The organism is Reyranella sp., from assembly GCF_965249915.1.
GTDB lineage: Bacteria > Pseudomonadota > Alphaproteobacteria > Reyranellales > Reyranellaceae > Reyranella.
In genome coordinates this window covers 2,029,719-2,051,397 of record NZ_OZ252257.1, presented here as the reverse complement: position 1 = coordinate 2,051,397, position 21,679 = coordinate 2,029,719, and the positions used below count along the sequence as shown (strand labels likewise).

Here is a 21,679-nt window from a genome sequence, read left to right as displayed (position 1 = left end):
CAGGGACTAACGTCGGGGCGCCCTTACCGGGCGCCCTTTCGTTTGAGGTGAGTAGACAATGAAAGCTCTGGTCACGGGCTTCGACCCTTTCGGCGGCGACGCGGTCAATCCGTCGTCGCTGGCGGTGAGCCGGCTGAAGAAGAAGATCGGGACGGTGACCGTGGTGACCGCGGTGCTTCCGACGTCCTATGCGAAGTCCGCGATTGTGCTCCGCAAGGCGATCGAAAAGGAGAAGCCCGACATCGTTCTGTGCGTCGGCCAGGCCGGCGGCCGCACCGAGCTCTGCCTCGAGCGGATCGGAATCAACGTCCAGGACGCCCGTATCCCGGATAACGACCGAAATCAGCCGATCGACGTGCCCGTGCTGGCTGAGGGCCCCGCGGCCTATTTCGCGACCCTGCCGATCAAGGCCTCCGTCGCGGAGATGCGGAAGGCGGGCCTCCCGGCCGCCGTGTCGAACACCGCCGGCACCTTCGTCTGCAATCATATCCTCTATTCGCTGATGGACATCATCGTGAGCCATCCGGCGAGGATGCGCGGCGGCTTCCTGCACATTCCTTACGTACCCGAGCAGGCCGCCCGGCTGGGCGGCGCGCCGTCCATGGCCCTCGACGACATCGTGCGCGGCATCGAGATCATCGTCGCGACAAGCGCGGCGCGGACGACGGACATCCACAGCGCCGAGGGCCGGATTTCCTAAAACTCCCGTCGTCTCGACCGGAGCACCGAAGGTGCGGAGCGGAGAGACCTGTGCTCGACCAAAAGCCGGCAAATCGTCGAGAGAAGATCTCTCCACTCCGCGCTGCGCGCTCCGGTCGAGATGACGGAGTAGTTATTAGGCCAGCGTGCGGCTACTCCGCCGCGATCGCGAGCGGGGGCGGGGCGTGGTGGACCGGCGAGGACTGGGCGGTCACCTGCGGCTTCTTCACCCGGAACCACGCGGCATAGAGCGCCGGCAGGAATAGGAGCGTGAGCGCCGTGGCGACCAGCAGGCCGCCCATCAGCGCGACGGCCATGGGACCCCAGAAGACGCTGCGCGACAGCGGGATCATGGCGAAGATCGCGGTGCCGGCCGTCAGCAGGATCGGGCGGGCGCGGCGCACCGTGGCGTCGATCACCGCGTCCCACTTGCTGTGGCCGGCGGCGATGTCCTGGTCGATCTGGTCCACCAGGATCACCGAGTTGCGCATGATCATGCCCGCGAGCGCGATCACGCCCAGCAGCGAGACGAAGCCGAACGGCTGGTTGAACAGCAGCAGGAACAGCGACACGCCGATCAGGCCGAGCGGAGCGGTCAGCAGCACCAGCGCCAGCTTCGAGAAGCTTTGGAGCTGCAGCATCAGGAACAGGATCATCAGGAAGGCCATCAGCGGCATCATCTTGAAGATCGAGGCCTGGCTCTTGGCCGATTCCTCCTGGTCGCCGCCGACCTCGATGCGGTAACCGGGCGGCAGGCTGGCGCGGACCGGCGCCAGCGCCTTGTCGATGCGCGCGGCGACGTCCGGTCCCTGTACGCCGTCGGCGACACCGGCGCGGACGGTCATCAGCAGGTCCTTGTTGCGCCGCCACAGGATCGGCTCCTCGAGTTCGAACTTCAGCGTCGCGAGCTGGGCCAGCGAGACGACGCCGCCCGTCGAGGTGCGCAGGTTGATCGCCTCCAGCCCCTCGACGCTCAGCCGTTCCGGCGCGACCGCGCGGGCGACGACATCGATCGACTCGGTGCGTTCGCGATACTGGGTGACGTTGATGCCCGTGAGAAGGGTCTGCAGCGTGTTGCCCAGCGCCTGCGAATCGACGCCGAGCGCGCGCGCTTTCGCCTGGTCGACCTCGAGGCGCACCGTCTTGGCGAGTTCGTTCCAGTCGAAGTTGACGTCGCGCGTCGCCGGGTCGGCCTTGAACACCTGGCGCACCTGTTCCGCCACCTGGCGCACCTTCTGCGGGTCGTCGCCCAGCACGCGGAACATGACGGGGTAGCTGACCGGCGGGCCGTTCTGCAGCCGCTGCACGCGGGCGCGGACGGCTTCGAAGTCCTTCTTGAAGAGGTCGTCGAGAGCGGCGACGACCCGCTCGCGGGCCACCAGATCCTTGGTCATGACGATGATCTGGCCGAAATTCGCATTGGAGAGCTCAGGGACCGTCGGCAGATAGAAGCGCGGGCTGCCGGCGCCGACATAGGCGGTGTAGGAGGCCACGTCGGCGCTGTTGGCGAGCCAGGTTTCGAGCTTGCCTATCTCGGCGTCGGTCGCCGCCCACGAGGCGCCCTGCGCCAGTTTCATGTCGACGATCAGCTCCGGCCGGTTGGCGGTCGGGAAGAATTGCTTGGACACCAGGCCGAAGGCCGCGATCGAGCCGACGAAGGCCAGCGCCGTGATGACGATCGTGGTCTTGCGCCAGGTGACGCACCACGTGACCATCTTGCGAAAGAGCGTGTAGAGCCGGCCGTTATACGGATCGTGGTGCTGGACCTTGGGAGTCGGCAGCAGGTGATAGCCCATCCACGGCGTAAACAGGACGGCCACGAACCACGAGATGATCAGCGACAGGCCGACTACCCAGAAGATCGAGTTGGTGTATTCGCCGGCGCCGGAGCGGGCGAAGCCCACCGGCACGAAGCCCACGGCCGTCACCAGCGTTCCCGTCAGCATGGGGAAGGCGGTGGAAGTGTAGGCGTAGGTCGCGGCCTCCATGCGGCTGGCACCTTGTTCCAGCTTCACCATCATCATCTCGACGGCGATGATCGCGTCGTCGACCAGCAGGCCCAGCGCAATGATCAGCGCGCCGAGCGAGATGCGCTGGAAGTCGATGCCCAGGATCAGCATGCCGACGAAGGTGATGGCCAGCACCAGCGGCACGGAGAGGGCCACGATCACGCCGGTGCGGATGCCGAGGCTGACGAAGGAGACCACCAGCACGATCGCAAGCGCCTCGAGCAGCGAGGAGCTGAATTCCTCGAACGACTTGGCGACGACCTCGGGCTGGTTGGCGATGCGATGCACCGTGATCCCGACCGGCAGGTCGGCCTCGACCTGCTTCATCGTCTTGTCGAGCGCGACACCCAGCTTCTCGACGTTGCCGCCCGGCGCCATGACGACGCCGAGGCCGATCACCGCCTTGCCGTTGAAGCGCATGGAGAGCTGGCGGGGATCCTGGTAACCGCGCTTGATCTCGGCCACGTCGCCCAGGGTGAGCGTCTGGCCGTTGGCGGTGAACGGTAGCGCCATGAGCTGCTCGGCAGAAGTCGGCGCACCGTCGACCCTGACGGCCACGCGCTCGCCCTTGGTCTCGACCGTGCCGGTGGCCACGATCGCGTTCTGCCGGCGCACCACCTCGAGGATCTGGTCGACCGGCACGCCCAGCATGGCGAGCCGGGTGTGGCTGAACTCGATGTAAATCTTTTCATCCTGGAGGCCGAACAGGTCGGCCTTGGTGACGTCCGGCACGCGCAGCAGGCGCTGGCGCACCGCCTTGGCGATCTCCTTGACCTCGGCCGGCGAGAATCCGTCGGCCTCGAAGGCCCAGATCATGCTGTAGGTGTCGCCGTACTCGTCGTTGAAGAAGGGGCCAACCACGCCCTGCGGCAGCGAACTCTTGATGTCGCCCACCTTCTTGCGCACCTGGTACCAGAGGTCGGCGACCCGGCCCGGCGGGGTGTCGTCCCGCAGCGAGACGTAGATCACCGTCTCGCCGGGCTTGGTGTAGCTCTGGACGTTGTAGAAGTAGGGGAGTTCCTGCAGCTTGGTCTCGATCTTCTCGGTGACCTGCTGCTCGACCTCGCGCGCGGTGGCGCCGGGCCAGGCCGCCGACACGACCATCTGCTTGATGGTGAAGGGCGGGTCCTCGGCGCGGCCGAGATTGAAGAAGGCGTAGAAGCCGGCCAGCGTCAGCGCGATCATGAAGAACACGGTGAGCGTGCTGTACTTCAGCGCGAGCGCCGAGAGATTGGTGCGCGTCGTCATGGATCGTCTCCTCTTGGAGCGAAGCGGGCGGGGCGAGGCCGCTAGCGTGCCGCCTGTTGCTGCTGCTGGAGAGGCTTCACTTTCTGGCCGGTCTCGAGCTTGTGCACGCCGGCGGTGGCGATCAGCTCGCCCTCCTTGACGCCCGACAGGATGGCCGCCGTGTCGTCGCGCCACCGTGCGATGGTGACGGGCCGAAGTTCGACCGTGCCGGTGTCGCGATCGACCACCCAGACCGCGGGCTGCGTGCCGCGCTGGAAGATGGCGGAGAGCGGAACCTCGGCGACCGGCGTCGCATCCGGCCGCTCGAAGCCCAGGGTCGCGGTCATGCCGAGCCCGATGAACTCGGGCGGCTCGAGGACGCTGAAGCGGGCGGCATAGGTGCGGGTCACCGGATCGGCGCTGGGCGACAGCTCACGCAGCTTGGCGGCATGATGCCGGCCTGGATCGGACCACAGTTCGAAAGTGGCGGTGGGGTTTTCGCGCACGACCTTAAGGCGATGCTCCGGGACACCGACCACGATCTCCAGCTCGTCCAGTCGAGCGAGCCGGACGACGCCCTGGCCCTGCGCCATGACCTGGCCGACCTCGGCCTGCACGGCCGTGACGACACCTGCCGCATCGGCGCGCAGCACCGTATAGGCGAGGTTGTTCTCGGCCGAGGAAAGCTGGCTCTTCGCCTGGTCGACGCGGGCAAGGGCAGTCGAGGCCAGCGACTGGCGCTGGTCGAGCGTCTGCGGCACGAAGGCCATGCTGCCGCGCAGGTTCAGGTAGCGCTCGTGGTCGGCCTTGGCGCGCACATAGTCGGCTTCCGCCGAGGCGAGGGCGGCACGCGCATTGTCGACGGCGAGCTTGTAATCGGAGGGATCGAGGGACGCGATGACATCGCCCGGCTTGACCACGGCGCCGACATCGACCGAGCGCTGGATGATCTTGCCGGCGACGCGGAAGCCCAGGGTGCTCTCGATGCGGGGCACGACCGTGCCGGCCAGTAGCAGAGCCTGACTTTGCTTCCTGTAGGCGATTTCGGCGACCCGGGCCGGCCGGATGACCGGTTCGCTGCCGGCTGAGGGACGATGGGCAGTGCCGACGAGGGAGACGGCGGCGAAGGCTCCGCCAGCGAGGGCCACGCCGACCGCTCCGAACACGACGAGTTTCAGGGGAAACTTGTGGGGAATCCGGACGTTGGGGAGACGCATGGCGGGGCTTCCTTCGGACGTTTACTATGAACTCAATAATCTAAACGCCGTTAACTGACCATTGATAAGTTATCGACGTTCATATAAGAGTCAAGGGTAGGAGAACCCCGGTGAGCGCTTTTTCGACAGCGGCGACCGGCGGCCGGAAGAAGCGCGGCGAGGGTCATACCCGCCGCGAGGAAATCCTCCAGGCTGCCAAGGAATTGTTTCTGGAGCAGGGCTACGAGGCGACCACCATCCGCAGGATCGCGGACCGGGTCGGTGTGTCCGCGCCCGCGCTGTACCTCTACTTCCAGGACAAGGAGCAGATGATGCTCGCGCTCTGCGATCAGACCTTCGGGTACCTGATCGGGAGCATCAGCGAGATCGAGGCCACCGTCAGCGATCCGCGCGAGCGCATCCGGCGCTTCGGCGAGGCCTATCTCAAGTTTGGCCTCGCCCATCCCGACGAGTACAAGCTGATCTTCCTGGGGACCAACATTCCCGAATCGGTCCGTAAGCTCGGACACCGCATGCCGACGGACGATCCGACGCGGCCCGGCATCGGGGGCGCCCTCGTGTTTCAGCGCCTCGTCTCTATCATCGCCGAAGCCGAGGCGTCGGGCCTCAAGCTCAATTACCCGGCGGACACCTGCGCGGAGCTCTGCTGGATGGCCATGCACGGCGTCGCCTCGGCCCTGATCCTGAAGGCCGACTTCCCATGGTCCAACCGCGACCTGCTGGGCACCGGCATGCTCGACATCGTGATGAAGGGCATCATCAGGGGCGACTGACGATCAGGCCGCGGGCTGCGCAGCCTTCTTCTTCGCCGCCCGCGTGTGCAGCAGCCGTATCAGGCCCCAGGTCGCAGCCGCCCCGACCGCCAGCACGCCGATCCCGATCAAGGGTCGGTACCACAGCCATCCGAAGGCGATCACGATCGGTGCGATCGCCACCGTGCAGACCAGCGCGACCAGGAACGTGCCGGCGCCGATCACGGCGCCCAGCAGCGGGATGACGCTGCCCGCGACCGCCAGCGGGCGCAGCACGAAGTTGAAACCGATCATCATGAAGATCACGCCGATCAGGCGCAGTACCCAGGTCATGGCGACGTTCTCCTCCTCGGCATGCTGGAACATGACCTTGGCGGGCACGCTGCCGGCCGCGATCAACTCGACCGTCGTGCCGGTATGGGTGGGGAAGGGCGCGAAGCCGGAACCGGCCTGTGCCGCGACCACGGTGGCCGGCTGCACTGGCACTTCCGAGAAAGAGATCCGCATGTCGCCGATCGCCGGTTCGGAGGGATCGCGACCGACATAAAGAATGCCGTCGTTGACCGTGACCGGCTTGGTGACGCGGTTTTGCAGGGCGTTGACCTGGGCATCCGTCGCCGCCAGCCGCCTTGGCTCGCCGAAACCCCGCAGCAGCGACTCAGGGACCGCAAAGGCGCCGAGGCGCGTGCCCGGCGCCAGCGACTCGCGCGACTGGTAGGTCATCACCGGGTTGGTATGGCCGCGCGGCTCCTTGAAGCGGTCGGAGTCGATGGGCTTGTCCGACCAGGTACGCACATACTTGTAGGTCGTGGTGCGCTCCTCGCCGCCGCCGAGGCGGGTATGGCTCTCGCTGTGGGTCTCTTCCTTCCACTGATAGACCTCGACATGACGGTCGAGCCGTACGCCGCGCACCCTCATGGCGAAGTCGGGATCGGACACCGGGCCGGCTGTCGAGAGCATGCCGCTCACATGGATCAGCCTGCCGTCGTTCGCGGGGTCGACCGCTTCGGCCGGCACGCTGCGCACGATACCGGCGCCTTCGGCCAGACCCTGCGCCGTTCGGATCGCGCGGCCCTCGTTCCAGAACAGCACGCCGATCGACACGACGATGAAGATGAGGCCGATGAAGACACCGACGATCGCCTGCCCGAGCCGTGCGAACCACGATGTGCTGGTGACCTCGGTGATTTGATCGACGCCGCGCTCTTCCATTGAACCTGCCCTCGGGAACGGGCGCGGAGACTAACGCCTCGGCCAGACCCTCGGGAAGAGGTCGCAGGTCATCGGCGCGCCCGCGGCGAGATCGGGTGTGTAGGGGAACTGGAAGGTGCCGGGCCGCGGATCGTAGCGGGCATCGTCGCCGGTGTAGCGCAGCGACAGGCCGCGACGCCGTGCGCCCGGCGTATCGTTGCCCGGCGCGCCGTGCACGATCATCGCGTGGAATACCAGGCAGTCGCCCGGCTCCATCTTCCAGGACCGGATGTCGAATTTGCTCCGGTCCGCGTCGATGTCCGGGATCTGGACGAGGTCGCTCGACGTGAACTTGGCTTCGTGTCCTTTGCGGAAAGGCGTCGGCCGGTAGTTGATTCCCCAGCGATGGGAGCCGGCGATGAATTCGACCGCGCCGTTGCTGTGGTCGATATCGTCGAGGGCGATCCAGACCGATGTGATCTGCCGGCCTGTAATGGGCCAGTAGGACTGGTCCTGATGCCACGGCGTGGGATGCGCCGTGCCGGGCTCCTTCACGAACAGCTGGTCGTAGAAGAAGTCGACCTTCTCCGACTGCATGAGGGCGGCGGCGATTTCTCCGGCCGGCGACGTGGTGGCGGCAAGGCGGAAATCGTTGTCCCGCCGCCACATGAACATGTCGCCGAAGAACCTGCCCGACGAGCTGCCTTCGGCAAAATTGGTTGCGTGGGGTCCAGGCTTGAGGAGGTCTCGCTCGACCGCCTCGCACAGGATTCCAACCCACACGGCATCGAAGGCGCCGCGCAGGCAGACGACGCCGTCGCGTTCGTACGCGGCGACGTCCGTTTCAGTGACGGAGATCAAGCGTTCTGCAGGACGTGGACGGCGCGATCGGCGAGCAGGTCCTTGTTCTTGACTGCATAGGCCTTCATGTGCTCCGACGCGCCATGGGCCTTGAGGTGGTCCATGCTCTCCCACTTTTCGACGACGACGAACGTGTCGGGACCGAACTTGGCGAACGGACCGCCATCGATGTCGACGGTCGCGCCGTACTCGATGCAGCCCTTCTCGGCATGCACGGCCGGGACGTTGTCCTTGAAGTTCTTCAGGACTTCGTCGCGCTTGCCGGGCTTGGCCGTGATGATGGCGATGACGTGGATCATGATCTTCTCCCTGTGGCTTCTTGGTCGCTAGGCGGCGCGGCCGTGTCTTAGCAGACGACCGGGCAGCTTGTCGTTGGCCGCGACGGTATCCTTGTTGTTCTGGCGAATGACCTTGCCGTTGACGATGACGGCGTCGATGCCGCTGGCTTCGGAGACGAGACGGTCGGCGCCGGCCGGCATGTCGTAGACGCGCTTCAGCGGGCCGGGGCTCACGGTCTTCGGATCGAACACCACGACGTCGGCGGGGCGGCCTTCGGCCAGCACGCCGCGATCGGTGATGCCGAACATCTCGGCCGGGCGCTGCGTGAGATTGTGCACCGCCTCCTCGAGCGTGAAGACCTTGCGGTCGCGTACCCAGTGGCCGAGCAGGTGGGTGGAGTAGCAGGCGTCGCAGAGCTGACTGGCATGGGCGCCGGCGTCGGAGAGGGCGATGATCGTGTTCGGATCGGTGATCAGTTCGGCCACTTCCTTCTCGTCGAAGTTCATGACGGCCATGCGGAAGCGGGTCTGCAGATCGTCGGCCAGCGAGATGTCCAGGGCGAGATCGACCGGATCCTTGCCCAGCCGGGCGGCCGCCACGGCCAGCGGCATCTCTTCGAGCTCGCGATGCGATGGCGACCACGAGATGACCACGCGGTCCCACCATTTCTGGAAGAGCGGGGTGACCTCGCTGCGCAGCTTTTCGCGCCAGGCCGGATCGGCATAGGCGCGGCGGCGTGCGCCGGGATCCTTCGCGTCGGCTTTCGCCAACTCGTTCATGAACGGCATCACGTCGAAGATGAACGGTTCGGCGAACGTGACCTCGAAGTTGAGCGGCCGGCAGCTCACCTGCGGGATCACCATGGCGCCGGACTTGCGCTGCTCGGCGGCGAGATCGAGCTGCTTGCGATGGCCGCCCGGCCCGTAGAGGTGGGAGAGCAGGGCGGTCCAGGTGACCGGGATGTTGTACTTGCGGCTGACCTCGGCCATGTGGCGGGTCGAGAAATCGCGGCCGATGGTGATCTGCATCAGGCCGCGCTTCATCTCGCCCATGACCGAGACGAGGGCATCCATTTCCTCGGGCGTCGCCTGGCGGCTGGGCACCGGCTTTCCGGCGTAGCCGTTGTGGCTGACCGACACCGAGGTGCCGAAGCCGATGGCGCCGGCTTCCATCGCCTCGCGCACCAGCTTCTTCATCGTGCCGACCTCGTCGGCGGTCGCGGCGCGCTCGGTCGATTCCTCGCCCATCACGTAGAGGCGCAGCGGCGTGTGGCCGAACAGGGCCGCCACGTTGATCGCCGAGCCGCGCGTCTCCAGCGCATCGAGATATTGTGGGAAGGTCTCGAACGGCCAGTCCGTGCCGAGCCCCGCTTCCAGCGCCTCGAGGCTCATGCCCTCGACCTTTTCCAGGGTCTGCATGATCATCTTGCGGTGGATTTCCCGGGTCGGCGCGACACCGAAGCCGCAATTGCCGATCACCGTCGTGGTGACGCCGTGCCAGGGCGAGATGGTGAGCATGCGATCCCACAGGATCTGGGCGTCGTAATGCGTATGCACGTCGACGAAGCCCGGGGCGACGACCTTGCCCGTGGCATCGATCGTCTGCGCCGCCGATCCATCGACCTTCCCGAGTGCAACGACCTTGCCGTCCTTGATGCCGAGATCGCCGGCGAAGCCCGGCTTGCCGGTGCCGTCGATGATGGTGCCGCCGGTTATCTTTAGGTCGAAGGTCATGGCCACTCCGGGGTAAACGCTTGTTCATATTGGCGCGGGTGCGTCGCAGGGGCAATGCCGTGCTTGCATGGCAAGGTCGCGCTGCTACGTTCCGCGCGGTTCGGGAGGATTATGATGGCCAAGCACAAGATCGCGCTCATTCCGGGTGACGGAATCGGCAAGGAAGTTCTGCCGGAAGGCGTGAAGGTTCTGGAGGCCGTGGCGCGGCGCTTCAACTTCCAACTCGAGTTCACCGATTTCGACTGGTCGTGCGACCGTCTGGTGAAGACCGGCAAGATGATGCCGGACGACGGCATGGAGCAGCTCAAGGCCTTCGAGAGCATCTTCCTGGGGGCCGTGGGGTGGCCGGGCGTGCCCGATCACGTTTCGCTGTGGGGCCTGCTGATTCCGATCCGTCGCGACTTCGACGAATACGTGAACCTGCGCCCGGTGCGCCTGTTCGAAGGCGTGCCGTCGCCGCTCGCCAACCGCAAGCCGGGCGAGATCGACTTCTGGGTGGTGCGCGAGAACACCGAGGGCGAGTACAGCTCGATCGGCGGCCGCATGTTCCAGGGCACCGACGACGAGATGGCCATTCAGCAGTCCATCTTCACGCGCAAGGGCGTCGACCGGATCCTCAAGTTCGCCTTCGACTTCGCCAGCACGACGAAGAAGAAGCATGTGACCTCGGCCACCAAGTCCAACGGCATCATCCACACCATGCCGTTCTGGGACGAGCGCTTCGAGGTGATGCGCAAGAAGTATCCCGACATCAAGGCGGACCAGTATCACATCGACATCCTGACGGCGCATTTCGTGCGCAACCCGGACTGGTTCGACGTGGTGGTGGGCTCCAACCTGTTCGGCGATATCCTCTCCGACCTCGGCCCGGCGCTGACCGGTTCGATCGGCGTGGCGCCGTCGGGCAACATCAACCCGGAGCGCAAGTATCCGTCGATGTTCGAGCCGGTTCACGGTTCGGCACCCGACATTGCGGGCAAGGGCATCGCCAACCCGATCGGCCAGATCTGGTCGGGCGCGATGATGGTTCGTCACCTGGGCTATCCGGAGGCTGCCGAGGCGATCGAACGGGCAATTGCGGCCTCCCTCGTCGAGGGCGGTCCCCGGACCAAGGATCTGGGCGGCAACGGCGACACCAAAACCGTGGGCGCTGCCATTGCAGAGCTCGTGAAGACGGTGTAGCAGCCGCGTTACAGTGATTCTTGGGAGGTAAGCCTGTGAAGAGACGCAACCTGCTGACGACCGCCGCCGCCGTTGCCCTGGCGGCCGCGCCTATGGGCGCGATGGCCCAGACGGCCTATCCGACGAAGCCGATCACCGTCGTCGTGCCGTTCGCGGCCGGCGGCCCGACCGACGCGCTGGCGCGCGTGCTGACCGCCCGCATGGGCGAGGCGCTCGGCCAGACGATGATCGTGGAGAATGTCGGCGGTGCCGGCGGCACGATCGGCGTCAACAAGGCCGCCAAGGCGACACCGGACGGCTACACGATCCTGTTCACACACATGGGCACCCTCGCGGTGAACATCGCGCTCTACAAGACGCTGCCCTACGACAGCCAGAAGGACCTCGAGCCGGTCGGTCTCGGCGGCACGAACCCGATGGTGCTGGTCACCAAGAAGGATCTGCCGGCCAAGAACTTCAAGGAGTTCGAGGCCTATGTGAAGGCCAACCAGAAGAAGGCGCAGTACGGCATGGCCGGCATCGGCGCCGCCTCGCATCTCGGCGGCCTGATGCTGAACAGCATGATGAAGGTCGACGTGCTCGAGATCCCCTACAAGGGGACCGGTCCGGCGCTGAACGACCTGGTGAGCGGCCAGTTCGATTACATGGTCGACCAGGCGGTGAACGTGTTGCCTCAGATTCAGGGTGGCAACATCAAGGCCTTGGGCGTCAGCACGCTGAAGCGCCTGCCGCAGCTCCCCGACGTCCCGACGATCGACGAGTCCGGCCTCAAGGGCTACGAGGTCACGATCTGGAACGGCTTCTTCGTGGCCAAGGGCACGCCGAAGAACGTCATCGAGACGCTCAACAAGGCGCTGGTCACCGCGCTCAGCGACGAGAAGGTGCGCGCGCGCCTGATCGAGCAGGCAGTCGATCTGCCCGAGCCGAAGGACGCGACACCCGAAGCGCTGCGTGACCAGCTCAAGGCCTCGATCGACAAGTGGGTGCCCGCCATCAAGGCGGCCGGCGTCCAGCCGCAGTAACGCACCCCGGAATGCATAAAGGGCCGCCGCGGAGGCGGCCCTTTTTTTGCGCCATCAACCGGGGTTTGCGGCACTCGAGCCGGCTGGCGGCTGCTGGCGGGACGGGGGCCTTTCCTGATCGCGCGGTTGGCCTGACATCGGTTGCGGCGGCTGACCCTGCTGGCCCATGCGCGACGAGTCGGGTGGAGGCCGGCCGTTTCCTCCTCGGTCACCGGAGGGCGGCTGGCCCGGCTGAGCCGGGCGCGAAGCGTCGGAAGGAGGCCGGCCGTATCCGGTCCGCTCGCCCGGCGGTGTCTGTCGAGCGTCGGTTGACCTTCCTTGCGGAGGCTGCCCTTCGGGACGGCCGGAGGGCGCCTCCGTCGATGCCTGGCGGGACGGCGGCGCCGGCCCGTCCTGTGCGCGGACCGAGGTACTGGCGAGCGCCAGTGCGAGCAGGGGGATCGAGGTGAGGGCTTTCACCGATTGCATGCAGCTTCCTTTGGAAACCGGCGGTGGACACCGCCATGGTCCCGGTTACGCGCCGCAGCGATTGCCCATCCCCGGATTCAATTAGGGCATTCAGGTGGCGATGCCGAGTGCACTGAAGTCGATGTCGACGGCGCGCCGCGTGTCGCCGCTTTCGTCGCGTAGCGCCAGCAGGAGCTTGCGGGCCGGCCAGTCGATTTCGACCACGCCGAAGTTGGCGGCGGCGAAGAGCGGGCCGAGGCGATTGGGGCCGGGCTCCTTGGCGGCCCAATAGACCATGTTGAGGCCGCTCGACGTGGCCTCGTACAGCGGGTAGAGCCCGTCGGGCGTCTCGCGATAGAGCGCGCCGATGTGACGGTCGCCGGACAGCAGCACGACACCCTTGGCGCCGCTCTCGCGAATCGTATCGACGAGCTTCTGCCTTTCGAGCGGGAAATTGCCCCAGCGCTCCCAGCCATGGCCTTCGGCGAGGACCTGCGTGCTCGACACGAGCAGGCGCAGCTCGGCCGGCTTGCGCAGTTCTCCCGCCAGCCAGGCCCATTGCTCGGCGCCCAGCATCGTCTTCGCCGGATCGGGGTCGGGCAGGTAGCGCTGCTTGCCCGCCGCGCCGCGCTTGTCCGTGATCTTCAGCGGCGAGCGGAACCAGCGCACGTCGAGCAGGATCACCTGCACGCGCTTTCCCGGCGGACCGATGATGCGCGAATCGTAGATGCCGCCGCGCGTGCGGCGGATATCGTTTGCCGGAGCCTTCCAGAACTCGAGGAAGAGGTCCTTCGACAGCGCCTTGTGCGCGAACTCCCCGCCGCCGTCGTTGACGCCGTAATCGTGATCGTCCCAGACGGCGAGATGGGGGACCGTCTCGAGCAGCTTCGTGTAACCCGCGATGTGCCTCGCTTCCTCGTAGGCACGCTTCAGATCTGCTGCATCCGGCGCATTGAAGTCGCCATAGACATTGTCGCCGGCGAAGATGAAGAGGTCCGGCCGGTAGTTGAGGATGGGCTCCCATATCGGCTGGGGCAGGGTCTGCTTCGCGCACGAACCGAACGCGATCCGGGACAGGGGCTTTTGCGGCTGCGCCAGGGAAGAGGCGGGAGCCAGCGAAGCAGCGCCGATAAGGCGGGCGAGGGTACGGCGGGTGAACATGCTAAACACCATAATGACATTTTGTGTGGGTTGAATGGCGGCAGCATGAAACGCCATCTGAAGCGCGCCTTGGAACTGGTGCTGATGCCCCTGGCGGCGGCGATCGTCTTCATCGAGGACGTTCTGCTGCATTACCTGGGCGTCGCCATGGCGGCGTTCGCCAACTGGCCGCCGGTCGCCCGCCTGGAAGCCTGGTTCGCACGCCTGCCGCCGTGGGCCGCCCTGATCGCCTTCGTGGCGCCCTCCACGCTTGTGTTGCCGATCAAGCTGGCGGCGGTCGGTTTCGCGCTGCATGGAAAGTTCGCCCTGGCGACCGCCAGCATCCTGCTCGGCAAGGTTCTCGCGACCGCGCTGGTCGCGCGCCTCTACAAGATCCTGCGCCCCACCCTGGTGACGATGCCCTGGTTCCTCGCCTCCGAGACCTGGGTCTTCAAATGGCGCGACAGGCTCTATGCCTTCGTCCAGTCCCTGCCAGCCTGGCAGAAGACGAAGGCCATGGTGCAGCGTCTGCGCCGCTGGCTGTCGGGATTGCTGACAGGCCTGCTCGCGCGCTAGGCGGAGGCGAGGCGGCCGCCGAGTTCCTTGCCCGCGCGCCGCAGAGCCTCCAGGAACTGCTCGACCGAACGCGAGGGCGGCATCAGCGCCGGCAGGAGTACGCCGACGTGGAACAGGGTTCGAGGCCGCCACGGCACCAGGACGAGACGTCCGGCGCCGACAGCGGCGGGCGTCAGCGGATCGGCAATCGTGACGCCCGCGCCCTGTCCGACGAGACGGCAGGCGAACTCGAGCGAATCGACGACGATTGTCGGGCGGATGGCAGCGCCTTCGGCCGCGAACATGGCCTCGACGTCGTGGCGCAGCTGGGTACCGGGCCCGAGTACGATCAAGGTCTCTGCGGCAAGATCGCGAACGCCGAGCGACTTGCGCCGGGCGAGGGGATGATGCGCCGGCAGGACGACCACCGCCGGCAGGCTCAGCAGCGGATGTGCCTCGATGCCGGGATTGTCCAAAGGCAGGGCGCCGATCCCCAGATCGAAGGATTGGTTGGCGACGGCCAGTTCGAGTTCGCGGCGATGAATGATTGCGACGTCGACCTCGACCTCGGGATGATCGCGATGGAAACGGGCGACGGCCGGCGCGAGCAGGCTGGCGGCGAAGCGCGGCATGCTCACGATCCGAAGGCGTACGCGCGTGCCGCCGGCGACGCGCTGGGCGACGCGAGGCAGATCGTCGATCGCGACCAGAACGCGCCGCACCTCGGCAAAGAAGGACGTGCCCTCGGTCGTCGGCACGAGGCGCATGCGGTCACGGTGGAAGAGCCGCAGCCCGGTGCCGTGTTCGAGCCCCGCGAGCAGGCGGCTTGCCGCGGACTGGCTCATGTTCAGGGACTGGGCGGCAGCCCCGAGGCTTCCGAGTTCCATGATGCGCAGGAAGAGCCGGAGCGCCTGCAGCTTCATCCAATACCTCTTGCTGATATCGCAACAGCCGGTCCGTTGTTTGCATTTTATACAAGACCGTTCCGCTGTCACTCTTCGTGCGTCTTTCAGAGGAGCGTGACCCGTGACCGTTCGCCCGCCCAACATCCTGCTGATCCTGGCCGACAATCTCGGATGGGGGGAACTCGGCTGCTACGGCGGCGGCGTCCTGCGCGGCGCGCCGACGCCGCGGATCGACGCTCTGGCAGCGGAAGGCCTGACCTGCCTCAACTTCAACGTCGAGAGCGACTGCGTGCCGACCCGCTCGGCGCTGATGACCGGCCGCCATCCGATCCGGACCGGGGCGATGCAGTCCGTGCCGGCCGGCCTGCCGCAGGGCCTGATCCCCTGGGAGATCACGATCGGCGAGCTGCTGCAGGGCGCAGGCTACGCCACCGCCTGCTTCGGCAAATGGCATCTGGGCGATCGGGAAGGGCGCCTGCCCAAGGATCGCGGCTTCGACGAATGGTACGGCATTCCGCGCACGTCGAACGAGGCCATGTTCACGGCGGCGCCGGGCTTTGATCCCACGATCGTGCCGATGCCCTATGTGATGGAAGGCGTGAAAGGCGCGCCGGCGCGCGACCTCGCGGTCTACGATCTCGAGCAGCGCCGGTTGATCGACGGGGAGCTGACGCGCCGGACGATCGACTTCATGGAGCGCCAGTCAGGTGTCGGCCGGCCGTTCTTCGCCTATGTGCCGCTGACGCAACTGCACTTCCCGACCTTGCCGCATCCCGACTTCGCGGGGCGCACCGGTGCCGGCGACTTCGCCGATGCGATGGCCGAGATGGACCATCGGGTGGGCGAGATGCTGGATGCGATCGACCGCCTTGGCTTGCGCGAGGACACGCTGGTGCTGTTCGGCAGTGACAACGGGCCGGAGTTCCGGCGGCCGTGGCGCGGCACCGCCGGGCCCTGGCGCGGCACCTATCACACGGCCATGGAGGGCGGGCTTCGGGTCCCGTTCATCCTGCGATGGCCGGGCCGCATCGCGCCGCGTCGCTCGACGGAGGTGCTGCACATCACCGATCTCTATCCGACCCTGGCCAAGGTCGCCGGCGCCCGGCTGCCGACCGACCGGCCGATCGACGGCATCGACCAGCTCGGCTTCTTCCTGGGCGAGCAGCCGAAGTCCGCACGCGAGGGATTTCCCTATTATATCAAGACCGAGCTGCGCGCGGTGAAATGGCGTGACTGGAAGATGCATCTCATGTGGGAGGTCGAGCCCAACGAAGGGCCGATCAAGCTGGAGACGCCCTACCTGTTCAATCTCGTGAAGGATCCGAAGGAGGAGACCGACGCGAACATGGACGAAGGATGGGTGCGCGGCCCGATCCGCCGCCTGATCGAATCGTTCCAGGAGAGCCTCAAGGCACATCCGCCGATTCCACCCGGCGCGCCGGACGGGTTCGTGCCGGGCGGGAAGGCGGGCACATGAGGCGGGCGCTCCTCCCGTTCCTCGCCGGCTGCTTCGCGCTCTCGGCCTTCGCCGCCGCGGCACAGGACTGGCCGAACAAGCCCATCCGCATCGTCGTGCCCTTTCCCTCCGGCGGGACCACCGACACCGCCGTGCGCCCGCTGGCGGACCGGCTGTCGCAGCAACTCGGCGTCTCGGTCGTGGTCGACAACAAGCCGGGCGCGGCCGGCCGCATCGGCTACGACTTCGCGGCGAAGGCGGCCCCCGACGGCTATACGCTGCTCGCGGGGACCGACAGTCTCGGCCTGCAGCCGCATCTCGACCCGCCGCCCAATTACGATCCGATCCGCGACTTCGCGCCGATCGCCCAGCTCTCGTCGCAGCCGCTGGTGATCGCCGTGCATCCGTCGCTGGGCGTGACCACGCTGCAGCAGCTCGTCGAGCTCGGTCGCACGAAGCCCGAGCCCATCGGTTACGCCACGTCGGGTATCGGCTCGTCGCAGAATTTCGCCGGCGAATGGTTCGCCCGCGTCTCCGGTCTGAAGATGCTGCATGTGCCGTATCGCGGCGGCGGCCAGGCGGTGAACGACCTTCTCGCCGGGCAGGTCCAGCTCGCGGTACTGGGGATCGCGCCGCTGATCCCCTATCAGAAGTCGGGCCGGATCCACATCCTGGCGGTCACCACGGCCGAGAGATCGCCGGCGCTGCCCGACGTGCCCACCCTGAAGGAGCTGGGCTACGACGTCGTCGTCGACCAGTGGATGGCGCTGCTGGCGCCGGCGAAGGTGCCGCCCGCCATCCTCGATCGGCTCAATGCCGAGGTGAACGCGGCGCTGCAGGATGTGCGGCTGCGGGAAATCTACGCCGGCGCAGCGATGCGGCCGGTCGGCGGCAGGGCCCAGGACCTCGATGCTCTGTTGAAGAACGACTATCGCCGCTTCGGCACGTTAACCAGGGAACTGAACTTCAAGGCCGAGTAGGGCGTCCTTCCGCTCTCCGGCTCGCCCCTTTGTGCGGCCGGCCGTTCCTGCGTTAGGCTCGAGCGACGCAGTCAACCGACGGGAGACGCAGGACCATGCCGGAAGTCGTTCCCAACGAAGCCGCCCTGGGCGCGCGCATCGAAGGACTCGATCGCGCCACAGCGAACCAGCCCGCGGTGGCGGCGCTGTTGAACGAGGTGCTCGCCGAGCATCTGCTGGTCGTGATTCCCGGAGCCCCGATGACGCCGGAACAGACCCGTGACTTCGCGGCGGCGTTCGGCCGGCCGCAGGTCCAGTTGCTGCGCTACAAGCGGAGCGGCGCCGTCCCGGAAGTCTCGGTGATGGTGAGCACGCTGATGGACGACGGCACGACCGACAAGACGGCGATCCGGGCCGAGGACTGGCACACCGACGATTCCTATTTCGCGGTCCCCGCCAAGGCGACTCTGCTGCACGGCATCGAGATCCCGAGCAAAGGCGGCGCCACCTGGTTCTGCAACATGCATTCGGTCTACGAGGCCCTGCCGGAGGCGACGAAGAAGCGGATCGACGGCAGGCGCGCCATCCACGGCTACGATACGCCGCGCGCCCGCAACCGGCCGTCGCCCCGCACGCCGGAGGAGATTGCCGAAACGCCGGATGTCGAGCATCCGCTCGTCCGCACCCATCCGGTGACCGGCCGCAAGGCGCTGTACCTCAACCCCAACCGGCTCGACCGCATCGTCGGGCTGGAGCGGGCCGAGAGCGACGCCTTGCTCGACGAGCTGGCCGACGAGGCACGCAAGCCGCAGCACCATTTCGGCCATGTCTGGAGCCGGGGCGACATCGTCGTCTGGGACAATCGCGCCACCATGCATCGCGTCGTGATCGACTATCCGGTGGGAGAGCCGCGGATCATGCAGCGCGTGCTGATCGAGGGCGATCGGCCCTTCTGAGTAATTGACCGCCGCCTGACCAGCTCCGACTGGTGACAAAGGAATGAATAGATGAGCGACGTCGTCTTCCGCAAAGGTGAGCACGTACTGTTGCGTCCTCTCCAGCGAGCCGACATCCCGGCAATCCGGCGCTGGATGAATGATCCGGAAATAACCCAGTACCGATTGGCGCGGGCCTTTCCTCTCATGGAAAAGGCACAGGAGGAATGGCTGGACAGGCTGTCGGGTTCGACGACGGAGTTTGCCGTCGGCATCGTGACGATCGAGGACAACAAACTCATCGGTTGGATCGGCCTGCACGAGGTCGATTGGGCACACCGCACGGCCACCACCAGCACAACGATCGGCGAGGCGGATCATCTCGGCAAGGGCTACGGAACCGAAGCGAAGATGCTGCTGCTCGACTTCGCCTTCAATGCACTCGATTTGTATGCCGTCCGCTCACGCGTGATGGACGACAACAAGCGCAGCCTCGCTTACGCCCGCAAGAACGGCTACGAGGAAGTAGGGCGACTTCCAAAGTGGATCCGACGGCAGGATGGAGAACGTTGCGACGAAGTCGTGCTCGTCGTCACGCAGGAACAATGGCGACCGCTGTGGCAGGAGTATCTCAGGAACAGAAGAAGTCCTGGGTAGCGCGAGCGCAGGGCCGAACGGCATCCTGAACGAGAGCGACAGGCCGAAGTGATGAACAGGCCGCCCCGTAACTTCAACCCGCCGTGCGCCCTGGCCTGGTCCTCGCCTGGCGATGCCGCCCGTCGCCGGCGAGGTCATCCAGGCCCGTCCAGACCCGGCTTCCGCGGTATTTAAGTACCGCATTGTCCCGGGGGGCGGGTTCATTTCGTTTGTTTCGGTTATTTCGTTTATTGCGTTTACGCGGCCTGACCACGCCGGCGAGGCACGCAAGCCGGTGCATCGTTTCGGGCAAGCGGAAAGGTCCTGCGCTGCGCTCGGGATGACAGGTTTGTCGGGGCCGGCGGGGTGCGCCGAAGGAGCGGTTAGCGCGCCGCGCCCGACGTCCGCATCTCCTCGATTTCGGCCTGGCCATACCCGGCCTCGGCGAGAATTTCGGCGGTATGCTCGCCGAGTTTCGGGGCGTGCGTCTCGACCGGACGTTCGCCGCCCGAGAACTTGTTGGCGCGGCGGGAGCGGCGGATACGGCCCTCGCTGGGATGGTCCTCGGGCTGGAAGAAGCCGACATCGCTCAAATGCGGGTCGGTGAGCAGGTCGTCGATCGTGTTGTAGCGCGCGGCCGGCACGTCGAGTCTGTCGAAGATTTCCAGCCATTCCGCCGTGGTCTTTTGCGCCAGGCCGGCCTTGCGGACCTCGAAATAGGCGGCAGCGTTGTTGGTTCGGGCAAAAGCGCTGTCGAAGCGCGGGTCGGTCTTCAGCTCGGGGCGGCCGATGGCGTCGAAGAAGGCGAAGGCCTGCTGGTTGGTGTTGGGCCCAACGGTGATGTAGCTGTCCTTGGTGGGCAAGGGACGATAATCCGGGCTGAGCAGCCGGCCGTCGCCGCTGGGACCGATCGGCGGATCGAAGGTCGCCGCACCCAGATGCTCGCTCGACACGAACGAGGCCATGTTCTCGAGCATGGGCACGTCGATCGCCTCGCCGACGCCGGTCTTCTCGCGGCGATAGAGCGCGAAGCCGATGCACTGGGCGGCGATCAGGCCGGTCGTGTGATCGCTCATCACCATCGGCACGAAGCGCGGTTCGCCGGTCGCGCGCTCCAGCGTACCGGCGACGCCGGACAGGCTCTGCACGATGGGGTCGTAGGCGGGGCGGTTGTAGTAACGGCCGCCGCGGCCGAAGGCCAGGATCGAGCAGTGGATCAGCTTCGGGTTCTTCTTGGCGAGGCTTGCATGGTCGAGCCCGGCGCGGGTGAGGGCCTCGGGCCTTACATTGCTCACGAACACGTCGGCCTTCTCGATGAGGCGATGGAGTGCCGCAAGCCCGTCCGGCTTCTTGATGTCGAGCACGATCGACCGCTTGTTGCGGTTGAAGTTGATGAACTTGCCCGACATGCCGGGATTGCGGCTGCCCTGCGCCATGGTGCGTAAAAGATCGCCGCCCGGCGCCTCGACCTTGATGACCTCGGCGCCGTAGTCGGCCAGCGTGCGCGTGCAGATCGGCCCGACGACCACCGTCGTCAGGTCGACCACCTTCACGCCGGAGAGCGGACCACCGCTCACGCCGCGAACTCCAGGTCCATCTCGCCGCACAGCACGCCGTTCTTGTCGGCCGCCCACAGTTTCAGTTTGCCATCTTTCTGTTCCTCGCCGCGGACCTCGATCAGGTCGCCGACCCAGAGCGGATGGACGAGGCGGGCGCTGTAGCCCTTCAGCTCGCCCCTGGCGTGCTTCAGTGCGGCATCGACCATCAGGTGCATGGACAGACCGCCGTTGGAGACGATGGCCGGATAGCCTTCCTCGCTGCGCGTGTAGTCGCCGTCATAGTGGATGCGGTGGGCGTTCCAGGTGATGCCGCCATAGCGGAAATTGAGCGTGTTGGTGAGGGACGTCGTCTCGGTCCAGGACTGGTCGGTCCGCGCCGGAGTCGCCACCGTGGCGGTGGTCTTCTGGCCCGGCGGCACGGCGGGGCGGTAGATCGCGTCGAACGTGTCGGAGGCGATGGTCCGGCCGCCCTGTTCGATCGTGTGGCGCATCGTCAGCACGAAGATGTCGCCCGAGCGCCCGGTCTTGGGGACGATGTTCGCCACCTCGGCCTTCTTCAGCGCGGGCTCGCCGGCCTTCAGGCGGCCCATGATCTCGACCCGGCGGCCGGCGCCCATGCGGCGCGGCATCGGAATCGGCGGCAGGACGATGCCCTTGTTGGGATGGCCGTCGGGACCCAGCTCGCCCTGGCGGACGGTCTCGGCAAAAAACACCGTGAACCAGTGCGGCGGCAGCTCCTGGCCGCGCTTGATCGAATCGGGATCGACGTCGAAGGTCGCGGCGACGCGGCGGACGGCCATCATGCCGATATCGTCCTCGACCGTGCGCACGCGCCCGATCCAGGGGCGCAGGGTCTCCATCGCTTCGTCCATCCAGCCCATCTCGATCTTCCCTCGAAGGTTTGCGACGCGCATC

General features: G+C 66.5%; 19 protein-coding genes. 9 read left to right on the top strand and 10 right to left on the bottom strand.

From position 1 onward, the window contains the following. Nucleotides 1-58 precede the first annotated feature (58 nt). Nucleotides 59-700 (top strand): pyroglutamyl-peptidase I, encoded by a 642-nt coding sequence (gene pcp, locus ACP15H_RS10260; RefSeq protein ID WP_425066085.1) that lies wholly within the window; start codon nucleotides 59-61, stop codon nucleotides 698-700. Nucleotides 701-851: 151 nt separating this feature from the next. Here the strand turns inward: pcp and ACP15H_RS10255 are convergent, their stop codons facing one another. Beyond that, complete coding sequence (locus ACP15H_RS10255) at nucleotides 852-3,956, bottom strand: efflux RND transporter permease subunit (protein ID WP_425066084.1); 3,105 nt, start codon at nucleotides 3,954-3,956, stop codon at nucleotides 852-854. A gap of 41 nt (nucleotides 3,957-3,997) precedes the next feature. Continuing rightward, nucleotides 3,998-5,152, bottom strand: coding sequence for an efflux RND transporter periplasmic adaptor subunit (locus ACP15H_RS10250; protein ID WP_425066083.1), 1,155 nt, complete (start codon nucleotides 5,150-5,152; stop codon nucleotides 3,998-4,000). A gap of 110 nt (nucleotides 5,153-5,262) precedes the next feature. Between ACP15H_RS10250 and ACP15H_RS10245 the strand changes: the two genes are divergently transcribed. Further along, nucleotides 5,263-5,925: a TetR/AcrR family transcriptional regulator gene (locus ACP15H_RS10245; protein WP_425066082.1), complete on the top strand. Its 663-nt coding sequence runs from the start codon at nucleotides 5,263-5,265 to the stop codon at nucleotides 5,923-5,925. A 3-nt stretch (nucleotides 5,926-5,928) separates the two neighbouring features. Here the strand turns inward: ACP15H_RS10245 and ACP15H_RS10240 are convergent, their stop codons facing one another. The 4 genes from ACP15H_RS10240 to ACP15H_RS10225 are packed head-to-tail and all read right to left on the bottom strand — an operon-like array spanning nucleotide 5,929 to nucleotide 9,968. Beyond that, nucleotides 5,929-7,116 (bottom strand): TMEM43 family protein, encoded by a 1,188-nt coding sequence (locus ACP15H_RS10240; RefSeq protein WP_425066081.1) that lies wholly within the window; start codon nucleotides 7,114-7,116, stop codon nucleotides 5,929-5,931. A 30-nt stretch (nucleotides 7,117-7,146) separates the two neighbouring features. Next, on the bottom strand, nucleotides 7,147-7,956 hold the full coding sequence (locus ACP15H_RS10235) for a phytanoyl-CoA dioxygenase family protein (protein WP_425066080.1): 810 nt from the start codon (nucleotides 7,954-7,956) through the stop codon (nucleotides 7,147-7,149). Beyond that, on the bottom strand, nucleotides 7,953-8,255 hold the full coding sequence (locus ACP15H_RS10230) for a putative quinol monooxygenase (RefSeq protein WP_425066079.1): 303 nt from the start codon (nucleotides 8,253-8,255) through the stop codon (nucleotides 7,953-7,955). Before ACP15H_RS10230 ends, ACP15H_RS10235 begins: the two co-directional genes overlap by 4 nt. Before the next feature lie 27 nt (nucleotides 8,256-8,282). Next, nucleotides 8,283-9,968 (bottom strand): N-acyl-D-amino-acid deacylase family protein, encoded by a 1,686-nt coding sequence (locus ACP15H_RS10225; protein ID WP_425066078.1) that lies wholly within the window; start codon nucleotides 9,966-9,968, stop codon nucleotides 8,283-8,285. Between the two features lie 108 nt (nucleotides 9,969-10,076). Here ACP15H_RS10225 and ACP15H_RS10220 point away from each other — a divergent pair, with 108 nt between their 5' ends. Further along, nucleotides 10,077-11,150 carry a tartrate dehydrogenase gene (locus tag ACP15H_RS10220; protein WP_425069881.1) on the top strand — a complete coding sequence of 358 codons (1,074 nt, stop codon included), beginning with the start codon at nucleotides 10,077-10,079 and terminating at the stop codon, nucleotides 11,148-11,150. Between the two features lie 35 nt (nucleotides 11,151-11,185). After that, nucleotides 11,186-12,172: a tripartite tricarboxylate transporter substrate-binding protein gene (locus tag ACP15H_RS10215; protein ID WP_425066077.1), complete on the top strand. Its 987-nt coding sequence runs from the start codon at nucleotides 11,186-11,188 to the stop codon at nucleotides 12,170-12,172. A 558-nt stretch (nucleotides 12,173-12,730) separates the two neighbouring features. Here the strand turns inward: ACP15H_RS10215 and ACP15H_RS10210 are convergent. After that, nucleotides 12,731-13,780, bottom strand: coding sequence for an alkaline phosphatase D family protein (locus ACP15H_RS10210; RefSeq protein WP_425066076.1), 1,050 nt, complete (start codon nucleotides 13,778-13,780; stop codon nucleotides 12,731-12,733). A 45-nt stretch (nucleotides 13,781-13,825) separates the two neighbouring features. On the opposite strand from ACP15H_RS10210, the gene ACP15H_RS10205 reads away from it, so the two are divergent. Further along, nucleotides 13,826-14,335: a hypothetical protein gene (locus ACP15H_RS10205; protein ID WP_425066075.1), complete on the top strand. Its 510-nt coding sequence runs from the start codon at nucleotides 13,826-13,828 to the stop codon at nucleotides 14,333-14,335. Here the strand turns inward: ACP15H_RS10205 and ACP15H_RS10200 are convergent. Beyond that, a complete protein-coding gene (locus ACP15H_RS10200) occupies nucleotides 14,332-15,237 on the bottom strand; it encodes a LysR family transcriptional regulator (protein ID WP_425066074.1) in 906 nt (301 codons plus the stop codon). The two genes, ACP15H_RS10205 and ACP15H_RS10200, sit on opposite strands and share 4 nt — an antisense overlap. A gap of 103 nt (nucleotides 15,238-15,340) precedes the next feature. Here ACP15H_RS10200 and ACP15H_RS10195 point away from each other — a divergent pair, with 103 nt between their 5' ends. The 4 genes from ACP15H_RS10195 to ACP15H_RS10180 all read left to right on the top strand — a co-directional run bounded on the left by ACP15H_RS10195 (nucleotide 15,341) and on the right by ACP15H_RS10180 (nucleotide 19,226). Further along, nucleotides 15,341-16,696 (top strand): arylsulfatase, encoded by a 1,356-nt coding sequence (locus ACP15H_RS10195; RefSeq protein WP_425066073.1) that lies wholly within the window; start codon nucleotides 15,341-15,343, stop codon nucleotides 16,694-16,696. Further along, nucleotides 16,693-17,655 carry a Bug family tripartite tricarboxylate transporter substrate binding protein gene (locus tag ACP15H_RS10190; protein WP_425066072.1) on the top strand — a complete coding sequence of 321 codons (963 nt, stop codon included), beginning with the start codon at nucleotides 16,693-16,695 and terminating at the stop codon, nucleotides 17,653-17,655. The genes ACP15H_RS10195 and ACP15H_RS10190 overlap by 4 nt, the downstream gene beginning before the upstream one ends. Before the next feature lie 95 nt (nucleotides 17,656-17,750). Next, a complete protein-coding gene (locus ACP15H_RS10185; RefSeq protein WP_425066071.1) occupies nucleotides 17,751-18,590 on the top strand; it encodes a TauD/TfdA dioxygenase family protein in 840 nt (279 codons plus the stop codon). A gap of 51 nt (nucleotides 18,591-18,641) precedes the next feature. Next, nucleotides 18,642-19,226 (top strand): GNAT family N-acetyltransferase, encoded by a 585-nt coding sequence (locus ACP15H_RS10180; RefSeq protein WP_425066070.1) that lies wholly within the window; start codon nucleotides 18,642-18,644, stop codon nucleotides 19,224-19,226. A gap of 362 nt (nucleotides 19,227-19,588) precedes the next feature. Here ACP15H_RS10180 and ACP15H_RS10175 read toward each other — a convergent pair whose 3' ends face one another. Both ACP15H_RS10175 and ACP15H_RS10170 read right to left on the bottom strand, forming a co-directional pair. Then, a complete protein-coding gene (locus tag ACP15H_RS10175) occupies nucleotides 19,589-20,782 on the bottom strand; it encodes a CaiB/BaiF CoA transferase family protein (protein ID WP_425066069.1) in 1,194 nt (397 codons plus the stop codon). After that, nucleotides 20,779-21,678, bottom strand: a complete 900-nt coding sequence (locus tag ACP15H_RS10170) for a hypothetical protein (RefSeq protein ID WP_425066068.1) — start codon at nucleotides 21,676-21,678, stop codon at nucleotides 20,779-20,781. The genes ACP15H_RS10175 and ACP15H_RS10170 overlap by 4 nt, the downstream gene beginning before the upstream one ends. Between the last annotated feature and the right edge of the window lies 1 nt (nucleotide 21,679).